At 44.3% G+C, this 18,036-nt stretch carries 13 protein-coding genes; 8 read left to right on the forward strand and 5 right to left on the reverse strand.

Translation table 11 applies throughout. From position 1 onward, the window contains the following. The first annotated feature begins 136 nt into the window (after window positions 1–136). Both iolB and iolG read left to right on the forward strand, forming a co-directional pair. Window positions 137–967 (forward strand): 5-deoxy-glucuronate isomerase, encoded by an 831-nt coding sequence (gene iolB / locus AWH66_RS08085; protein WP_063605366.1) that lies wholly within the window; start codon window positions 137–139, stop codon window positions 965–967. A 113-nt stretch (window positions 968–1,080) separates the two neighbouring features. Beyond that, window positions 1,081–2,064 carry an inositol 2-dehydrogenase gene (iolG, locus tag AWH66_RS08090; protein ID WP_063605365.1) on the forward strand — a complete coding sequence of 328 codons (984 nt, stop codon included), beginning with the start codon at window positions 1,081–1,083 and terminating at the stop codon, window positions 2,062–2,064. Window positions 2,065–2,110: 46 nt separating this feature from the next. Here the strand turns inward: iolG and AWH66_RS08095 are convergent, their stop codons facing one another. The 4 genes from AWH66_RS08095 to AWH66_RS08110 all read right to left on the reverse strand — a co-directional run bounded on the left by AWH66_RS08095 (window position 2,111) and on the right by AWH66_RS08110 (window position 6,830). Then, window positions 2,111–2,941, reverse strand: coding sequence for a MurR/RpiR family transcriptional regulator (locus AWH66_RS08095; protein WP_006070654.1), 831 nt, complete (start codon window positions 2,939–2,941; stop codon window positions 2,111–2,113). Between the two features lie 217 nt (window positions 2,942–3,158). Further along, complete coding sequence (locus AWH66_RS08100) at window positions 3,159–4,178, reverse strand: ABC transporter permease (protein ID WP_063605364.1); 1,020 nt, start codon at window positions 4,176–4,178, stop codon at window positions 3,159–3,161. Between the two features lie 87 nt (window positions 4,179–4,265). Then, complete coding sequence (locus AWH66_RS08105) at window positions 4,266–5,759, reverse strand: sugar ABC transporter ATP-binding protein (protein ID WP_063605363.1); 1,494 nt, start codon at window positions 5,757–5,759, stop codon at window positions 4,266–4,268. A gap of 63 nt (window positions 5,760–5,822) precedes the next feature. Further along, window positions 5,823–6,830: a sugar ABC transporter substrate-binding protein gene (locus AWH66_RS08110; RefSeq protein ID WP_063605362.1), complete on the reverse strand. Its 1,008-nt coding sequence runs from the start codon at window positions 6,828–6,830 to the stop codon at window positions 5,823–5,825. A 527-nt stretch (window positions 6,831–7,357) separates the two neighbouring features. On the opposite strand from AWH66_RS08110, the gene AWH66_RS08115 reads away from it, so the two are divergent. The 5 genes from AWH66_RS08115 to AWH66_RS08135 all read left to right on the forward strand — a co-directional run bounded on the left by AWH66_RS08115 (window position 7,358) and on the right by AWH66_RS08135 (window position 15,254). After that, window positions 7,358–9,265, forward strand: a complete 1,908-nt coding sequence (locus AWH66_RS08115) for a bifunctional 5-dehydro-2-deoxygluconokinase/5-dehydro-2-deoxyphosphogluconate aldolase (RefSeq protein WP_063605361.1) — start codon at window positions 7,358–7,360, stop codon at window positions 9,263–9,265. Window positions 9,266–9,338: 73 nt separating this feature from the next. After that, window positions 9,339–10,850, forward strand: a complete 1,512-nt coding sequence (locus AWH66_RS08120; RefSeq protein ID WP_063605360.1) for a CoA-acylating methylmalonate-semialdehyde dehydrogenase — start codon at window positions 9,339–9,341, stop codon at window positions 10,848–10,850. Window positions 10,851–11,386: 536 nt separating this feature from the next. Beyond that, complete coding sequence (locus tag AWH66_RS08125) at window positions 11,387–12,619, forward strand: DUF819 family protein (protein WP_063605359.1); 1,233 nt, start codon at window positions 11,387–11,389, stop codon at window positions 12,617–12,619. Between the two features lie 227 nt (window positions 12,620–12,846). Beyond that, entirely contained in the window at window positions 12,847–13,962 is a 1,116-nt protein-coding gene (locus AWH66_RS08130; protein WP_063605358.1) for a phosphoserine transaminase, read from the forward strand. A 122-nt stretch (window positions 13,963–14,084) separates the two neighbouring features. Continuing rightward, window positions 14,085–15,254: a phosphoglycerate dehydrogenase gene (locus AWH66_RS08135; RefSeq protein WP_063605357.1), complete on the forward strand. Its 1,170-nt coding sequence runs from the start codon at window positions 14,085–14,087 to the stop codon at window positions 15,252–15,254. A gap of 25 nt (window positions 15,255–15,279) precedes the next feature. Here the strand turns inward: AWH66_RS08135 and AWH66_RS08140 are convergent, their stop codons facing one another. Next, window positions 15,280–16,701 carry a DUF3131 domain-containing protein gene (locus tag AWH66_RS08140; protein ID WP_063605356.1) on the reverse strand — a complete coding sequence of 474 codons (1,422 nt, stop codon included), beginning with the start codon at window positions 16,699–16,701 and terminating at the stop codon, window positions 15,280–15,282. 228 nt (window positions 16,702–16,929) lie between these two features. Here AWH66_RS08140 and AWH66_RS08145 point away from each other — a divergent pair, with 228 nt between their 5' ends. After that, window positions 16,930–17,562: a YdcF family protein gene (locus AWH66_RS08145; RefSeq protein ID WP_063605355.1), complete on the forward strand. Its 633-nt coding sequence runs from the start codon at window positions 16,930–16,932 to the stop codon at window positions 17,560–17,562. The last annotated feature ends 474 nt before the right edge of the window (window positions 17,563–18,036 follow it).

The raw sequence follows: 18,036 nt of genomic DNA on the forward strand, positions 1-18,036 counted from the left end.
ATGATATGTCCACTTAACGGTTAAATATTCTCCGTATTAAGTGGACTTTGTTGTCTATGTCACGAAATAAATATTCCATATAAATATAATTGAATTAAACATTTCATAAGGCCTCATTGGCAATGGAGCGCTCCCAATGTCTTATCTACTTTCTAAGTATTCTAAATCATCTCCTGATTCCCGTGTTCAATCGATTACGCCAGAGCGTGCAAATTGGCAATACGTTGGCTTTTCAGTTTATGAGATCGAAAAAGGGGAGGTGTTAATGCTTGCTCAAACGGCTACCGAGAAGTGTTTAGTCTTGGTGTCGGGAAGAGCAACTGTGACAGTTAATAATCAGGTATTTAGTAATATTGGTGAACGTATGTCGCCATTCGAAAAAGATGAAAATCAACAGCGTATTAAGCCACATTCAGTGTATGTCGCGCCCCAACAGAGTGTTCACGTACTGGCCGAAACGGATTTGGAACTGGCGGTTTGCGAAGCGCCAAGTGAAGGCAGTTTTCCGACTCGTCATATCGCCCCTCAAGATGTTGATGCTGAAAACCGAGGTAAGCGACAGAACCAAAGGTACGTACACAATATTCTCCCAGATAACAAACTCGCGGACAGCCTGCTCGTTGTCGAGGTCTTTACTGAAGAGGGCTGTACGAGTTCTTATCCTAGCCATAAACACGACCAAGATATCGACGGCCAAGAAACCTATTTAGAAGAAACTTATTATCATCGCTTAGACCCGACTCAAGGCTTTTGTATGCAGCGCGTGTACACCGATGATAGGGAATTAGATGAGTGCATGGCGGTGTATGACAAAGACGTGGTCATGGTGCCAAAAGGTTACCACCCTGTAGCTACCATGGCAGGCTATGACAGCTATTACCTGAATGTAATGGCCGGACCTAAGCGCAAATGGCTGTTCAGTTGGGAGGGGCCTCATGCATGGATTAATTCTGAGGACTACATGTAATCGCGATGAGTGTCATATGGCTACCTACTGAAACCATGCCGCTCATGAGCAACTTATTCTGGTTTGACTCACCATCGAGTTGGACTAACGACAAGCAAAGGAAGGAGTGCAGAATGTATAATATCGCGCTGTTTGGAGCTGGGCGCATTGGGCAAGTTCATGCTGTGAACATTGCCAATCACCCTGAAACTAACTTGTATTCGGTGATTGACCCTTATGATGTCAATGCCAATCTTTTATGCGACCAATATGGTGCTAAACGTCAATCTATTGAAGAAGCAATGGCTGACACAAGTGTTGATGCGGTATGTATTTGCTCCGCTACCGATACTCACGCTGATTTGATTGAACTGGGCGCGAAAGCAGGTAAAACGATCTTCTGCGAAAAGCCGATCGACCTCGACTCAAGCCGAGTTCGTGATTGCTTGGGTGTTGTTGAACAATATAAGGTGCCTTTACTTGTCGGTTTTAATCGCCGTTTTGACCCTCACTTTGCAAACCTGAAACAACGCGTGGTAGAAGGTGAAGTGGGTGAGCCTGCGACACTGACGATTACCTCTCGCGACCCAGAACCGCCACCTGCGGAATACAGTAAAGTATCTGGTGGCATGTTCCGTGATATGACAATCCACGATCTTGATATGGCGAGATTCATTTTGGGTGAAGATCCAGTCTCAGTGACTGCTCATGGCAGTTGTAAAATAGACCCTGAGATCGGAAAGGCAGGTGACATTGATACTGGAGTGATTGTATTGAACTTTGCGTCTGGTGCAATCGCTACGATTCAGAATAGTCGTAAGTCTGGTTACGGCTACGATCAGCGTATTGAACTGCACGGCGAAAAAGGCATGCTTCAAGCGGAAAACGTCCGTGAGAACCTGATAAATATGACCTCTGAGCAAGGAGTAGAATGCGCGAAACCACTACATTTCTTCTTAGAGAGATATAAAGAGGCGTATATTGCTGAGTGGCAACACTTCGTAGACATTCTTAATGGTGGTAAGCCTAATTGTTCCGGTATCGATGGCGAGTTTGCACTGCGTTTAGCAGACGCCGCAATTGAGTCAATGAATAGCAAGCGAACGGTCTTTATCTAGTTCTTGACGATGTCATAAAAACAGCGCCCAATTTAGGGCGCTGTTTTTATTCGTGTTCGTTATTAATCGCCATGGCAACGGCAATACTCTGAACCAAACATAGCGAAGCGGATTGAGAGCGAAAGGCGTCCACTTTGGCTTCTTTGATGACGAAACTGACATCGCTAAAAGCGGCGAGGGGGCTGACCTGACTATCGGTTATCACTATCTGCTTCGCACCTGCTTTGGAAGCCACTTCACTTAGGGCGACGGTTTCATTGGCATAAGGACTAAAGCTGATGGCAACAATGGCATCGTTTGGACCAATCATGCTCAGTTGTTCTTCGTACATTCCCCCGAGGCCATCAATCAGAAATGCACGTTTGTTTAAATGACGTAGTGCATAAGTGAAGTAGGAAGCCACGCTAAAAGAGCGGCGTAAGCCAATTAGATAGATGTTTTCACAGCTCTGTAGAATATCGATAGCACTATTAAGATCGTGCTCTGAGGTTTGGTTTGCCAGGAAATTCATGGCTTGTGAGTTAGCGTTGGCAAACTCTTGAAGTATCTGTTTTGGGCTTTCAGGTGCTAATGGTTCTGTGTGTAGCTGCTTGTGGATTCTTGCTCGATCGGTATAGCTTGAGGTTTCTTCAACGATTTTGTTACGAAATAACTGTTTCATCTCATTAAAGCCACTAAAACCAAATGCGCTGGCAAACCGAATTAAGGTAGAAGGTGGAACTTCGGCTTTCTGTGCAATGATAGCAACAGTTTCAAGTGCGATATCATTTGGGTTATCAAGCACATATTTTGCTACTTGTTGAAGTCGTTTACTTAAGCCGGAATATTCTAAACGTATTTGTTCTTGTAGTTCACTTAATGTAGCAGCCGCTATCATAGAGTTCTCCGAAAGCCAAAATCAAAGGATAGATGTACAAAATACCTCATTTTATAAGGGTTTGAAATATTTGTTTCATTGAGGATGTGCTAAGGAAGAAAAACGCGCCTTGTAAAAAGACGCGATGAGCCAAACCGAGAGCGACTATACCGAGGCATCCAAGGTATCCTAGATAAGAGCCGCCTCGTACCCTACTCAAAGTTATTCTGTAGTTGCACTATTTACTCTTCTTATGGCGCTTCATATCAAACATAACGGCAAAGATAATGACTAAGCCTTTTACCACTTGCTGCCAGTAGGCCGAAACGTTGAGAAGGTCGAGACCATTTTGTAGTACACCCATAATCATGGTACCGATAATGGTTCCTTGTATCGTACCAATGCCCCCAGCGTGCGATACGCCGCCGACAGTCGCAGCTGCGATTGCATCTAGCTCGTACATGATCCCCAAACCCGGTTGACCGGAGTTGATTCGAGCTGCCAAAATCAGTGCAGATATACCCGCCAACAAACCCGCATAGGTATAAACCAAGATCTTATAGCGCTTCACGTTAATGCCAGAGACGTACGCTGCGGTTTCGTTCCCACCGATGGCATAAGCGTATTTACCAAATCGGGTGTAGTTCAGTAGTACGTATGACACGAAAGCCATCACTGCAAAAATGATGACGGGGACAGGAATACCTACGATGCTGCCTTGGCCAATCCATTGATAAGAATCGATAAGGCTACTAACAGGGCGGCCATCTGAGTAAAGCAGGGCAGCGCCACGGGCAACGATCATCATACCTAGAGTTGCAATGAATGGAGGAATACCAGTGTAAGCAATGAGTGCTCCATTGATATAACCGCATAATGCGCCGACAGCTAATGCTGCTAGGATCGGAACGATGATGGGTAGCTCGGGCATTGCTGGGTACATACGCATTGACCAGTCGATGGTTTGCGCCATACTAGCTGAGACCACTGCCGCTACCGCAAGCACTGAACCAGAAGATAAGTCAATGCCTCGGGTAATAATGATGATTGTAACGCCAAGAGCAAGAAGACCAATACTTGCCATTTGAGTCATTACATTCAATAAGTTAGCGACTGATAAGAAAACGGGTGAGAGGATGGACATCACTACGCACATAAAGACGAAGACGACGTATATCGCGTACTTGGATATCAATCGTTTGAAATTGGTTTGAGCTTGACCTTCTGGTGAGGTCGCTTTAATCAGTTTAGCAATCATAACTGCATTCCTTGAGTTACTACTCTGGCCTCAAGTCCTAATTTGAAAGACTCGCGGTGTTTTTAAATATTGGGGTTGTCTCAATCTTTAATTGAGTGCCATCGACATGATTTTTTGTTGCGTTGCATCAGGGCCGTCGATAAGACCTTTGAGTTTGCCTTCATGCATAACTAAGATGCGGTCGCTCATTCCCATGACTTCTGGAAGTTCTGATGAGATCATGACCAAGCTTTTACCCATGCCAGTTAGCAGACGCATTAGCTTGTAGATTTCTGACTTCGCTCCAACGTCGATTCCTCTGGTGGGTTCGTCTAGGAATAAGATGTCAGGTTTGGTCAGCATCCAGCGGGCCAACAAGACTTTTTGTTGATTACCGCCGCTCAGGTTGTCGATCATTTCGTACATTCCCGGCGTTTTTACTTTTAGCTTTTCACAGTGGGTTTGGCTGTCTTGCTTCATCTTTCTCACATCGAGCACATTGACGACTTTATTTCGGTAGGCGTCCAAATTAGCAATGGAGGTATTGGCGAAAATATCGAGCATCAGATAAAGCCCTGAATGTCGTCGATCTTCGGTTAGGAATGCCATTTTGTGTCGGATAGCATCTTGCGGTGTGTTAATTTCGACGTAATCACCATTGATTCGAATGGTGCCTGCATCTTTTTGTCTAACGCCGAAAAGCGTTTCAATTAACTCAGTTCTACCTGCGCCTACTAGACCCGCGATACCAAGGATTTCTCCTTCGTGTAATTTGAAGTTGATATCGCTAAATGCGCCTTCAACGGTGAGGTTTTCCACCTCTAAGCGAGTTTTACCAGGTTTGGCAGTAGGGGGAGGGAATACTTCTCCTAAATCTCGGCCTACCATCATCTGTACCAATTCGTCATTGTTGGTAAGCTTCGCTTCGCGCTCTCCGACAAAACAGCCGTCACGAAAGACAGTAATATCGTCACAGATCCTGAATATCTCATCCATCTTGTGACTGATGTAAACAATGGCACAACCACGAGACTTCAGCATTTCAATGATTTCGAAGAGATGGTCAACTTCTTTATCCGTGAGTGCAGAAGTTGGTTCATCCATAATGATGATCTCTGATTGATAGGAGATAGCTTTCGCAATCTCTACCATTTGCATAGTTGCAACGGTCAATTCACTCATTGGAGTTTTGGGGTCGAGTTTTAAGTCCAATTTACTTAATAACTCTGTGGTGTCGCTGTACATCTTGGCGTGGTCTACAAGGCGTAGTGGCCCTTTTAGCGGTTCTCTACCTAGCCAGATATTTTCCGCGATGCTTCGATGCAGGATAGGAGATAGCTCTTGGTGTATCATTGAAATACCCGCTTCTAACGCTTCTTTGGCGCCTTGAAACTCAACATTTTCTCCTTTGTAGCGAATGGTACCGCTGTCTCTTTGATAGATACCAAACATCACTTTCATTAAGGTTGATTTACCCGCGCCGTTTTCACCCATCAATGCCATAACTCGGCCTTGTTTCAAAGTGAGCTGCACATTATCGAGCGCTTTTACACCAGGAAAGGTTTTGGTGATTCCACGCATTTCTAGTAGGACTTGGCTCATACTATTACTACTCCGAAAAAAGCTCCGTATTCTAATGAGGGGGAGAACACGGAGCGTGGGTGGTTAACCTTTTTGCTTCGCTTCGAATGCTGCTAAATTACTTTGAGTCACAAGCTCAGCCGGAATCCAGGTGACCTGTTGATGTTGTTTGCCTTTAACAGCATCTACCGCAGCATCGATAGCACCTCGCGCTTGACCGCCGCCATCTTGGAAGACTGTAGCGCTTAGCGCTCCATCTTTTACCGCAACCAAACCATCAGGTGTTGCGTCGACTCCAACAACTAAGGTGTCATCAAGCTTGCCAGCTGCGCGCAATGCTTGAATTGCTCCTAGAGCCATGTCGTCATTGTTTGCGACGATGACATCAAGCTTGTCTCCTGAATTGAGCCAGTTTTCCATAACCGTCATGCCTTGTGAGCGCTGCCATAGACCAGTTTGTTTTCTAACAACGTGGAAGTTTGGGTTTTTAGACAAGTAATCTTCGACACCTTTAGTGCGCATGATTGCGGCTTCTTGAGTCAGCATGCCCATAAGAATGGCAACATTACCGCCGTCCACTGAGTCTGTGATGTATTGAGCTTGTGTTTCGCCAAATTTTAGTTCTTCAGAACCAACGTAGAACACACTATCGGGTAGATAGTCAGGACGACGGTTCAGGTAAACAAGTTGAATGCCTGCCTTGATAATTCGATCAGTAATAGGTTGTGTGGCGTCGGTGTTAACTGGAACCAAAATAATGGCGTCCATTTGCTGAACGATGAAGTTCTCTACTTGCCCTAACTGTTTGGCTGCGTCTTCTTTGGCGTCCACAAATGTGAGTTCGACTTTGCCATCAAACTGCTTAGCGTATTTATCCATGGCATCTTTCATATAAACCATGAAGGTGTCATCGAAGTTTGGTATCGCTACTCCGATGCGTGTTACATCGTCTTTTTTCTCTTCCTGACCACAAGCGGTAAGAACAATCAGTCCAAGAACTAATAGCGTTCCTTTAAGCAGTGCCTTGGTGTTTGATGCGAGTATTAACATTCTGTCCAGCAACATAGTAATCCCTTGTTTCTTAGTTGGCATAAATGCCTCCTTGGTATCCATCACACTTATCTATCGACAAATATGAACATTTCATTTCGTTATTAGATGAAATCTGTAGAGCATTTATTCAGTATTCACTCTGACTTTTTACTAACGGTGGTAGCAAACTTAATTGAAAAATATTTTCTACTTTCCGTTGGTTTTTAACTATAAGGTGATGTTCAAAATATCACCACTGTTAATGTGTCGTAATTGTTAAAAGTGTTATCTCGATCTCACTTGATTTTCTTGCTTATTGGTGAGTTTCTTTTTAAGTGTATGTTTTTAAATGAAATAAATAAACTGTAACGTGTGTTTTTTAAACGTTATAAATGGATCGAGGTATGGTGGGGTGATTTGATAAATGATCTCCGTTAAATGAAAAATAATTTTCGATTTTGATCGTTTTTGAGGTTTACTGATTAGATTGGACACAAAAACTGGCGGCCGATCACGGTTTTTATCGATAATTCCAATTTATAATGAAATGAAATAAATATTTCATTAATCTTGGAGGAGATGAGGTAATGAGGCAGAAGGACAAGAAGTTTGATGTGATTTGCATGGGCAGGGTGGCTGTCGATTTTTATGGTCAGCAAATTGGTTCACGGCTAGAAGACATGAGCAGCTTTTCGAAATACCTAGGTGGCTCATCTGGTAATGTCGCGTATGGCACAGCGAGACAAGGGTTAAAGTCGTCAATGCTGGCTCGTGTGGGCGATGAACATATGGGCCGATTCCTTTGTGAAGAGCTTGAAAGACTTGGTGTAGACACCAGTTTCTTAATTACTGATAAAGAACGTCTGACAGCCTTAGTCATATTGGGTATCAAAGATGAAGATACTTTCCCGCTGATCTTCTACCGTGACAACTGTGCCGATATGGCCATTACGTCTGACGATATAGATGAAGACTATATTGCGTCAGCACGCTGCCTCGCTATCACGGGCACGCATTTGTCGAATCCTAAGACCCGAGATGCCGTGCTTACTGCACTTCGCTATGCCAGAAAGCATGGCGTTAGAACGGCGTTGGATATCGACTATCGCCCGGTGCTTTGGGGACTAACTTCACTGGGTGATGGTGAGACTCGCTTTATTGAATCAGGAGCGGTCACTGAGCAATTACAAGAGGTGCTCGGCCTGTTCGATTTGATCGTCGGGACAGAAGAGGAGTTCCATATTGCAGGTGGTTCAACCGAGACGTTACAAGCACTTAATGGGGTGCGCAAAGTCACTGATGCGACATTGGTTTGCAAGCGAGGTGCTTTAGGTTGTTCGGTCTACGATTCGCAAATTCCAGACCACCTTGATGGAGCAATTAATGCAACCGGTGTACGAGTTGATGTACTTAATGTACTCGGCGCAGGCGATGCCTTTATGTCTGGATTATTGCGAGGCTACCTAAATGATGAAAGCTGGCAGCAAGCGTGTGATTATGCGAATGCTTGTGGGGCACTAGTTGTTTCTCGTCACGGTTGTGCTCCGGCGATGCCTTCGAAAGAGGAGTTGGACGATTACTTAGCTCGTGCAGAGCAAGTTCCAAGGCCAGACTTAGATTCAAGATTGAACCACTTACATCGTGTGACTACTCGAGATAAACAGTGGGACGATCTTTGCATTCTTGCCTTTGACCATCGAATTCAATTGGAGCAAATGGCTCAAGATGTCGGTGCGTCAGTGAATCAGTTGCCCAAGCTCAAGAAGCTGATACTAGAAGCGTATTCAGAAACAGTGCGTGAGCAGGGGTTACAAGGCGGAGCCGGTTTGTTATGTGATAGTACTTATGGACAAGCTGCACTCAATGAAGCTACAGGTAAAGGTTGGTGGATTGGAAGACCAATCGAGCTGCCAGGCTCTCGTCCTTTGGAACTTGAACATGGCAATATTGGCTCGCAACTTGTGTCTTGGCCTAAAGAACACATTGTGAAGTGCTTAGTCTTCTATCATCCCGACGATGCTTTTGAACTCAAAAAGCAACAAGAGCGCCTACTAAGTGATGTTTATCTTGCATGCTGCCAATCAGGGCATGAATTACTGATTGAAGTCATTCTGCCAAGCTCGATGCCTCAAGGCGATAACTATTATATCGAAACGATACAGCGACTCTATCAGTTAGGAATCAAACCGGATTGGTGGAAGTTGCCCCCTCTATTACCCGAAGGCTGGAGAGCGGTGGAAGATCTAGTGTCAAGCAATGACAGCCATTGCTATGGCGTTGTGTTGCTTGGATTAGATGCCTCGAAAGAAGCGCTGGCTGAAGGGTTTAAACACGCTCAAGCCAGTAAGCTTGTTAAAGGGTTTGCCGTAGGGCGGACTATCTTTGGTGAGCCTTCGAAAGCGTGGCTTGCTAACCAATTAGATGACGACACATTCAAAGCGAATATAAAGGCGAACTATCTAACGCTTGTTTCAGCGTGGAAAAATCGAATGTAACTACATGTACTCAGGCCGAGTACATCGCAGTGATGCTCGATGCCTGAATATTTATTAGAATTGTGGAGATACTATGGAAACCATTCAGAACTATATCGCAGGGGCGATTGTTAACAGTGAAAGTGAGCGCTTTGGTGCGGTCTATAACCCTGCAACCGGAGAACAAACAAAACAAGTGGTATTGAGTTACTCTTATGAAGCTGAGCAAGCGGTTGAAGCGGCGAGTACAGCCTTTAAAGCTTGGTCTAAGACGTCACTGCTCAAACGTGCGCGAGTGATGTTTCAATTTAAGGCGTTACTTGAAGCGAATATGGATCGGATAGCACGCACCATTTCAAATGAGCATGGCAAGGTATACTCCGATGCGATAGGGGAGGTGACTCGTGGGTTAGAAGTGGTGGAGTTTGCCTGTGGTATCCCTCACCTACAGAAAGGTGAGCACTCAGCGAATGTCGGCACTGGCGTTGACAGTCACTCTTTAATGCAACCTCTAGGTGTTTGTGTTGGCATCACTCCGTTTAATTTTCCTGCCATGGTTCCAATGTGGATGTTTCCAGTTGCCATAGCGACGGGTAATACCTTTGTGTTGAAGCCGTCTGAGAAAGATCCGTCAACGGCTTTGATTCTTGCTGAACTATTAAAGCAGGCGGGGTTGCCTGATGGTGTCTTTAATGTGGTTAATGGTGACAAAGAAGTTGTAGATGCTCTGCTTACGTCACCTAAGGTTGAAGCGGTGAGTTTTGTCGGTTCTACGCCAATCGCTGAATACATTTATGCCACAGCCTCTGCTCATGGGAAACGCTGCCAAGCCCTTGGCGGGGCGAAGAACCACTGCATCTTGATGCCAGATGCTGATATGGATATGGCAACCAACGCCATTATGGGAGCGGCATATGGTGCTGCCGGTGAGCGTTGCATGGCATTGTCCGTCGCAGTGGTAGTCGGCGATGAGACCGCAAACCGTCTGATTGAAAAGCTCACACAGCAAATTTCACAAATGAAAGTAGGCCCAGGTATTGTGGAGGGTACTGAAAACGATATGGGGCCAGTAATATCTGCGCTTCACAAACAAACTATCTGCGACTATATCACCAGTGGCGAAGAACAAGGTGCCGAAATTGTTGTTGATGGCCGCGACTATAACGTGACGGGACATGAAACAGGGTACTTTGTTGGCCCAACTCTGATTGATAACGTCACGCCAGAAATGACAGTGTATAAGGAAGAGATTTTTGGACCGGTGTTAGCCGTTGTTCGTGTTAGTGACTATGAAACGGCTTTATCACTAATCAATCAACATGAATATGGTAACGGGACCGCTATTTTCACTCGTGATGGGGAAACCGCACGTCAGTTTAGTGAGGATGTTCAAGCTGGCATGGTAGGTGTGAACGTGCCAATTCCTGTTCCAATGGCATTTCATAGCTTTGGAGGGTGGAAGCGTTCTATCTTTGGGCCTTTGAACGTACATGGAAATGATGGCGTACGTTTCTATACTAAGATGAAAACCGTGACTAGTCGTTGGCCTGCGAGTGTTCGATTAGAACAGCATACAAGCTCTTTCTCAATGCCGACGATGGAATAACCTATACTCAATTTTATCAAGTAGCCTAAAGAGGAGCTTTGCTCCTCTTTTTTGGTTCAGCTGCGGTAAATAGTGTTGAAAATGCGATAGATGGTGCCAAGTTTCGTGAAAATTACCGTTAAAAGTCGACACTTTTATGTTCTCAAATGTGATTTGCATCAAATAACAATCAATCGATGCTTGTTTGATATTTGTACGATTTAACAATTTTTATGCATCTAGTTGTATTGCGAGATTGATGATTAATAGTGAAGGAATTGTTGTCAAAATGATTGCTGAACAACATGAAATACGTATTACAACTCACTGATAATATAGCGTTTTTACTTAGTTCTAGTGAATGGCTATACGCAATCGACATACTTAAAACACGTAGGCTAATCGATTTTTGGCAAAGATGAATTTCTATTTATTCATTTCGATTGCGTAAAAATTGTTAAAATTTGTGACAATAAAGAGATGTATGTATAGTCTCTGGCCACTGACCAAATGTGTCCAAATGTTTCAATGGATGCAAGTTAAGGAGACTAACAATAATGATCACGAATGACGCAGTCATCATGGGCTTACTTGCTGCCATTCTTGGTGGAGTATTTATCACCGAGAGCAGCAAAAATCCTTTTTGGAGAAAGTTCTACTCTTTTGTCCCAGGTCTGTTGCTGTGCTATTTCCTCCCATCATTGTTTAACACATCGGGCATTATCGACGGTTCTGCCTCTAAGCTCTATTTTGTAGCCAGCCGATACTTACTGCCAGGCGCTTTGGTTCTACTGATCGTTTCTGCGGACTTGAAGAAGATCTTCGGTCTAGGTTCGAAAGCGTTAATCATGTTCTTAACAGGCACACTGGGCATCATTATTGGTGGACCAGCAGCAATTGTCATTTTAGATTTTATCAACCCAGACCTCGTATCTGGCGATGTATGGCGTGGTCTAACTACGGTAGCAGGTTCATGGATCGGTGGCGGCGCCAACCAAGCCGCAATGAAAGAAGTGTTTGGTGTTGGCGACCAGCTATTCTCTGCGATGATTACGGTTGACGTTATCTGTGCCAACATTTGGATGGCCATTTTGCTTATCATGGCCGGTCGTCAAAAGAAAATGGATGCATGGCTTAAAGCGGATACCTCTTCTATCGATGAACTAAAAGAAACCGTTGCGAAGTACGAAGAGGAAAACTCTCGTCCAATCACAACGACAGATATGATGAAAGTCGTGGCGATCGCCTTTGGTTTAACGGGTCTTGCACATTTCGGTTCTGATTTGATTGCACCATGGATTGCAACCAATGCGCCAGAGTTAGAGAAATACAGTCTGACTTCAGGTTTCTTCTGGCTCATCGTTCTTGTTACGACATTTGCACTTATCGCTTCAATGTTCAAACCAGCACGTACATTAGAGCATGCAGGTGCCTCTAAAATCGGTTCAGCGTTTATCTATATTCTAGTGGCGACTATCGGTATGCAAATGGACGTTACTGCGATTCTAGATAATCCGGGCTACTTCTTTATCGGTATCACATGGCTGACGATTCACGCATTGCTGATGATCTTTGTGGCTAAGCTGATTCGTGCTCCGCTATTCTTCATGGCGGTAGGTAGCCAAGCCAACGTTGGTGGTGCAGCATCAGCGCCTGTTGTCGCCGCCGCCTTCCACCCATCATTAGCACCAGTAGGTATTTTGATGGCAGTACTTGGCTATGCGCTAGGGACGTACGGAGCTTACATCTGCGGCATCATCATGCAAGCTGCTGTTGGTGTTGTAGGGTAAGCAACAAACAGTATCCCGTTCAAGGCAGTGCGTATAAGCACTGCCTTTTTAATTTTGGGTTGTCTCAAAAATCCAAAGCACTGTTTTGTTGTATTTGCAGAGAAAACGGCTCATTTCACACAGTAAATACAATTATTTATTACCGATCAGCATAACCCTCTTGCCTTAGCATCTGTTTTACGACAATGTGATGAATAGTTATTCAATATTCACAAGCAGGGAGGCTTATGAAACCTCAACTCAAACCGCAAAACCCTAACTTCTCTTCTGGACCATGTAGCAAGCGTCCGGGGTATGACCTCACTCAACTGGATGCTTCCACATTAGGTCGTAGTCACCGTTCATCTCTAGGTAAAGCAGTACTGGCTGAATCGATAGAAAAAACCAAAGCGATACTGGGTATCCCTGAAGACTATCGTGTTGGCATCGTTCCGGCATCCGATACTGGAGCGATGGAGATGGTGATGTGGTCGATGTTAGGTGCGCGTCCAATCGATGTTTTCCATTGGGAGTCGTTCGGTTCGGGGTGGCTTGCGGACATCACCAAACAACTGAAACTTGAACAAGTAAATAGCTATTTAGCCGATTATGGGTCGCTACCAGATCTAACGCAGGCAAATCCGCAACACGACACCATCTTTACGTGGAATGGCACGACCTCTGGAGTCAAAGTCCCTAATGGTGATTGGATTAGCGATGACAGAGAAGGGGTGACTATTTGTGATGCCACCTCCGCTGTGTTTGCGATGCCGATGCCTTGGGAAAAACTGGATGTGGTCACTTTCAGTTGGCAGAAGGTGTTAGGTGGAGAAGGAGCGCATGGTGTCATTGTTTTGAGTCCGAAAGCGGTTGAGCGATTAGAGTCTTATACACCGCCGTGGCCATTGCCGAAGATTTTCCGCATGACTAAAGGTGGAAAACTCATAGAAGGTATTTTCAAGGGGGCGACGATTAATACGCCCTCTATGTTGTGCGTAGTGGACTATGTTGACGCATTAGATTGGGTAGCAGATATTGGCGGTGTAGGTGCGGCGATTGATAAATCGGAATCCAACCTTGCTGTGTTAACAAACTTCGTTGAATCACGACATTGGATACACTTCCTAGCGAAAGAACCAACACAGCGTTCTAACACCAGTGTATGTCTCACACTTGATGCATCGGAGCAGCAAGTTAAAGCGATGATTAAATTGTTAGATGATGAAGGTGTCGCATTTGATATCGGCGCTTATCGGGACGCGCCAGCGGGACTCAGGATTTGGGCAGGAGCCACCGTTGAGTCTAGTGACTTGGAAGCGTTACTGCCATGGTTAGATTGGGCTTACGCTGAAGTAACACAATAATTACAAAGCACCTGCTGGTCAGGTGCTTTGTTGTCTCTGGCACAACAGAAAAAAGCCAGCTTTGGGACAATAACAGTACGCTGATGAGTAGAAATGGAATTTCAACTTAAGGTGAAGCAACAATGAAGAAAATAAAGACCTACAACGCTATTTCGAATCAAGGATTGGACAAGTTTTCACGCGACAAATATGAAGTCTGTAGTGAGTTTAGTGAGCCTGATGCAATTTTACTGCGCAGTCATAAACTCCATGATGAGCCTATTGCTTCAAGTGTTAAAGCTATTGCACGATGCGGAGCGGGGGTAAACAACATCCCGATCAAATCTTGCACGGAAAATGGAATCGTCGTGTTTAATACGCCGGGTGCTAATGCCAATGCAGTGAAAGAGTTGGTATTAACCGGGCTTTTGTTATCGGCAAGAGATATTGTGGGTGGTATTCGTTACTCCCACACCCTCTCCGATATGACTGATGCTATGGCGATGGACAAGCTATTAGAGAAGGAAAAGAAGCGTTTTTCTGGCTCTGAAATCAAAGGCAAAACACTTGGTGTAATTGGTTTAGGCGCAATTGGTGCCTCTGTCGCTAATACCGCTATTGATCTTGGTATGAACGTGATTGGTTACGATTCAGCGCTGAGTGTTGAAGCGGCTTGGCGGTTATCAAGTCGTATTAAGCGAGCGGAGAATTTAGTGTCGTTGATTGCGAAATGTGATTTCGTGACCGTTCACGTCCCTGCACTGCCTTCAACTATAGGATTGATTAACCACGATTTATTGTCTTCAGCCAAACCGGGCATGGTGTTGCTGAATTTTGCTCGTAAAGAAATTGTCGATACAGACGCAGTAATAACCGCGCTCGAGAATCACCAAATTGATCAGTATGTGACTGACTTTCCAACGCCGTCTCTTATTGGTCGTGATGGCGTGATCCTCATGCCTCATATAGGCGCTTCGACGGCCGAAGCAGAGGAAAATTGCGCCATCATGGGGGCAGAACAACTCATTGATTTCTTAGAAAATGGCAATATTACTAATTCAGTTAACTTTCCTACGATTCGTTTAGAAAGGGCAGAGGGCTACCGAATTACGTTTGCTAACGACAATGTCCCTAGGGTCTTGGGTAGCGTATTGTCTCTGTTGGCTGATTTGAATATTAACGTGCTCGATATGCTGAATAAAAGCCGAGAGGAGGTCGCGTATACCATTCTTGATATTGAGCAAGAACCTAATGATGAACTCCTTTCGGCGATCAGCAACGTGGAGCATGTGTTTAATGTAAGAACACTCTAGGTGACAACATTGGCGAACTTGCAGGCTATTTGGCGGAATTTGACTGCTCTAATGCATAAGGGTAGATAGCATGATTACCAAGAGCTTTATACCATAGTGCAGTGAGCACCAGAGAGTTGGTATTGATGTTATAGGCGGTGTTGGTACCACCATTTTTATAGCGACCAGTTGGGATACTTCGAGAGCTTAGACTGGTTTTAACAACCGTATTGTAGAGTTGCTGTGAGAAATCGTCGGCATATAAAACACTTAGTCCGAATCCTATCTTTGAACTGAACGTTTGTGGGTTCTCGATCGGTTTCCCCCCAGGGCTCACGCTCAGCCAAGGTTTGCCGTAATAGTAAATATTGTTGTAGGCAAACCAAGGACTTTTACTCATCGCGTCTTCAGAAAATACTTGGGGTTGGCCTAACTGTTTGGAGCGTTTTTTATGTAGTTGGTAAAGTTGTTCAAGTTGATTCCACCATACGTTCTTTGACCCTATTTCTATGGCTGTTAGTACATAGGGGTCAGTGGTGAAATAGGGGACATTTCGATTATCAACATATACAGACATACCATCGACCGACACTTTTTCTACGTGCTGTTTGGTAAAGCTCTGCGCTAAGTTATAACCGAATAACTTAAACCCTTGTGCGGCATATTGCAGATAGCCTAAGCGTCCTTCCTGTCGGTAGTGTTCTTTGTTTTTATATAGTTTGGTGCCATAAAGGGTACCTTTGTGAACTGCTGATGCGAGTTTCCAGTTTTTTTCTATGACGGCGACTTTACTAGCCAGTTCGGGCAGCATTTGTTCGGTGATGCGTAGCCAAATAAGTAATCGACCTATATCAAGCGCCGACCAACCATTGCCATTACTTTTGGTGTCGCTGTAACTGCCTGATGGTTTTCCATGTTTGGTACTGTATTCCCTATTCGGGAGGGTATTTTTATACAAAGCTAGAGTAGCGAGCGTATCTAAAGTAAGACTAAGTTTATCTCTTACTTCTTCTCTGGAAATGAGTTGAAGTTCATAACTTGCTAGCGTTGCTGAAATTCCACTCGCAATGTCCCACATGGTCGCGTGATGATAGCCTTGTACGGAATCCCAGAACCCAGTTTCAGGATGATAATTTAAATCAAAGTAGTACATGGATTTTTTTGCAAGTAGCCAATCGTTGCGCGTTAAACGAGACAAATCTAGTTCGACAGTTTGACTTGAGTTAGTAAGGGACAACGATGGTCTGCTAAGCTCAACGTTTGAAGGGGCATCAACTATCGTTTCGACAATAATTGGGGGAGCGAGCGCCCTTCTTTGGTATTCGATAGTGGAAGGTGCCTCAGAGGTATCACCCTGAGATACGCCTCTTCCGCCATAAAAACTGGGTGCTTCTATTTCATCGGACGCAGAAGTGGGCACGGGAATGAAAGCAATGTAGAGAGCTAGCTTTGCCATCAACTTTTGCACTTATATTGCTCCCTTATCTAGATTCCGTACTTAACTAAATGATAAGACATGAATAATGTTTTTCTAATCTAGTTTTTACGATACTTATCAGAAGGTTTTAAATTAGAAGTGGTCTGTATAATAATTGAACGTTTTTCTGTTCTTTTTCGATAATTCTGTTACTATATTTTGCGTCAAAGGACTCTTCAAAAGTCAACGGATAGGCGAGCTGAAATTTAAGGTGCTCCTATGCGAAAATTCATCGACTTACTCTCTCAATCTAACGTTTCTCTCGTTCGTCAATCAGCCAGTGTCTTGGCTACTTTTCTTAAATCTGAACAACTTGACTATCAACTCAATGCAGTTCAGAAACAGAGACTTGCTCAGTATTTAGAAACTACAACGCTCGTTAGCGAAAACTTTGGTTCACCACTTAACGCACATAGCATAGTCGCGTTTTCTTTCGGTGACAGCGAAGATGTCAATAAACGACTTGCCAATGTAGCCACTGACTTGGTTCGTGAAAATGGATTTCTTGATGCGCATATACAACAAGAAGTAGCAGAGCACACTACGGCTTTGCCCAATGCACACGTAATTGCTGATGACAATTACCAAACCACGACTGACGTAGCAAGAAAAGCGTTAGATAAATCCGTGGGCCGTAACGTTATAGTGGTTGCGCAAGCATGGCACGCCAAACGATGTATAGAGACGTGTCAGGAAGTAGGCTTGAACGTGGTTGGATTAAGAACGGTAGACCGCTTTCCACAAAATGACCCACAACCATGGGTGAGAAATCCGATTAATTGGGTGCTAAAAGAAAGCCAGCGAGAGTTTGTTACTGGACAAGAAGTCAGTCGCCTCTTACAACTTGCTTAAGTCATTATGCCTACCCTAAACTTTTGTTTACAAACAAGGTATATTGATCAAATAAACTCGACACGAATAGCTCGAATCCTAGACTGTTAGAGAAATAACAGTCACAACAATCGTTAAATCGGAGTGGTGTCGATGGATTCTGAGATGGTTTTTTGGCTTAGCTTTTATGGTGTTTTCTTTGTTGCAAGCAGTGCTATTGGCGCGTTAAAAGGTCGTTTAATAGCGGGGCTACTCTTAGGGTATGTTCTGGGGCCAGTAGGGTTGGTGATAATTTTACTGAGCAAGGATAAAAGAATGCTAGTTTGTCCTCATTGTAGCCAAAAAACGCACCGCCATTCATACTATTGTCAGCATTGTGAACGAAAAGTTTATGGCTGTTTGCAATCGTAAAGTTTATTTCTCTTTTCTCTATAATTTCCCTTCTCTTTATACTTATAAGATTGAAATCGGGCCTTATAAGACAAAAAAGCCCCT

It is taken from the genome of Vibrio barjaei (genome assembly GCF_001639065.2).
In the GTDB taxonomy this organism is placed as follows: Bacteria; Pseudomonadota; Gammaproteobacteria; order Enterobacterales; family Vibrionaceae; genus Vibrio; species Vibrio barjaei.

What these genes read in the sequence shown, in the direction of transcription:
- iolB (WP_063605366.1), top strand. Translation starts at nt 137, where the DNA reads ATGTCTTATCTACTTTCTAAGTATTCTAAATCATCTCCTGATTCCCGT.
- iolG (WP_063605365.1), top strand. Translation starts at nt 1,081, where the DNA reads ATGTATAATATCGCGCTGTTTGGAGCTGGGCGCATTGGGCAAGTTCAT.
- AWH66_RS08095 (WP_006070654.1), bottom strand. Translation starts at nt 2,941, where the DNA reads ATGATAGCGGCTGCTACATTAAGTGAACTACAAGAACAAATACGTTTA.
- AWH66_RS08100 (WP_063605364.1), bottom strand. Translation starts at nt 4,178, where the DNA reads ATGATTGCTAAACTGATTAAAGCGACCTCACCAGAAGGTCAAGCTCAA.
- AWH66_RS08105 (WP_063605363.1), bottom strand. Translation starts at nt 5,759, where the DNA reads ATGAGCCAAGTCCTACTAGAAATGCGTGGAATCACCAAAACCTTTCCT.
- AWH66_RS08110 (WP_063605362.1), bottom strand. Translation starts at nt 6,830, where the DNA reads ATGCCAACTAAGAAACAAGGGATTACTATGTTGCTGGACAGAATGTTA.
- AWH66_RS08115 (WP_063605361.1), top strand. Translation starts at nt 7,358, where the DNA reads ATGAGGCAGAAGGACAAGAAGTTTGATGTGATTTGCATGGGCAGGGTG.
- AWH66_RS08120 (WP_063605360.1), top strand. Translation starts at nt 9,339, where the DNA reads ATGGAAACCATTCAGAACTATATCGCAGGGGCGATTGTTAACAGTGAA.
- AWH66_RS08125 (WP_063605359.1), top strand. Translation starts at nt 11,387, where the DNA reads ATGATCACGAATGACGCAGTCATCATGGGCTTACTTGCTGCCATTCTT.
- AWH66_RS08130 (WP_063605358.1), top strand. Translation starts at nt 12,847, where the DNA reads ATGAAACCTCAACTCAAACCGCAAAACCCTAACTTCTCTTCTGGACCA.
- AWH66_RS08135 (WP_063605357.1), top strand. Translation starts at nt 14,085, where the DNA reads ATGAAGAAAATAAAGACCTACAACGCTATTTCGAATCAAGGATTGGAC.
- AWH66_RS08145 (WP_063605355.1), top strand. Translation starts at nt 16,930, where the DNA reads ATGCGAAAATTCATCGACTTACTCTCTCAATCTAACGTTTCTCTCGTT.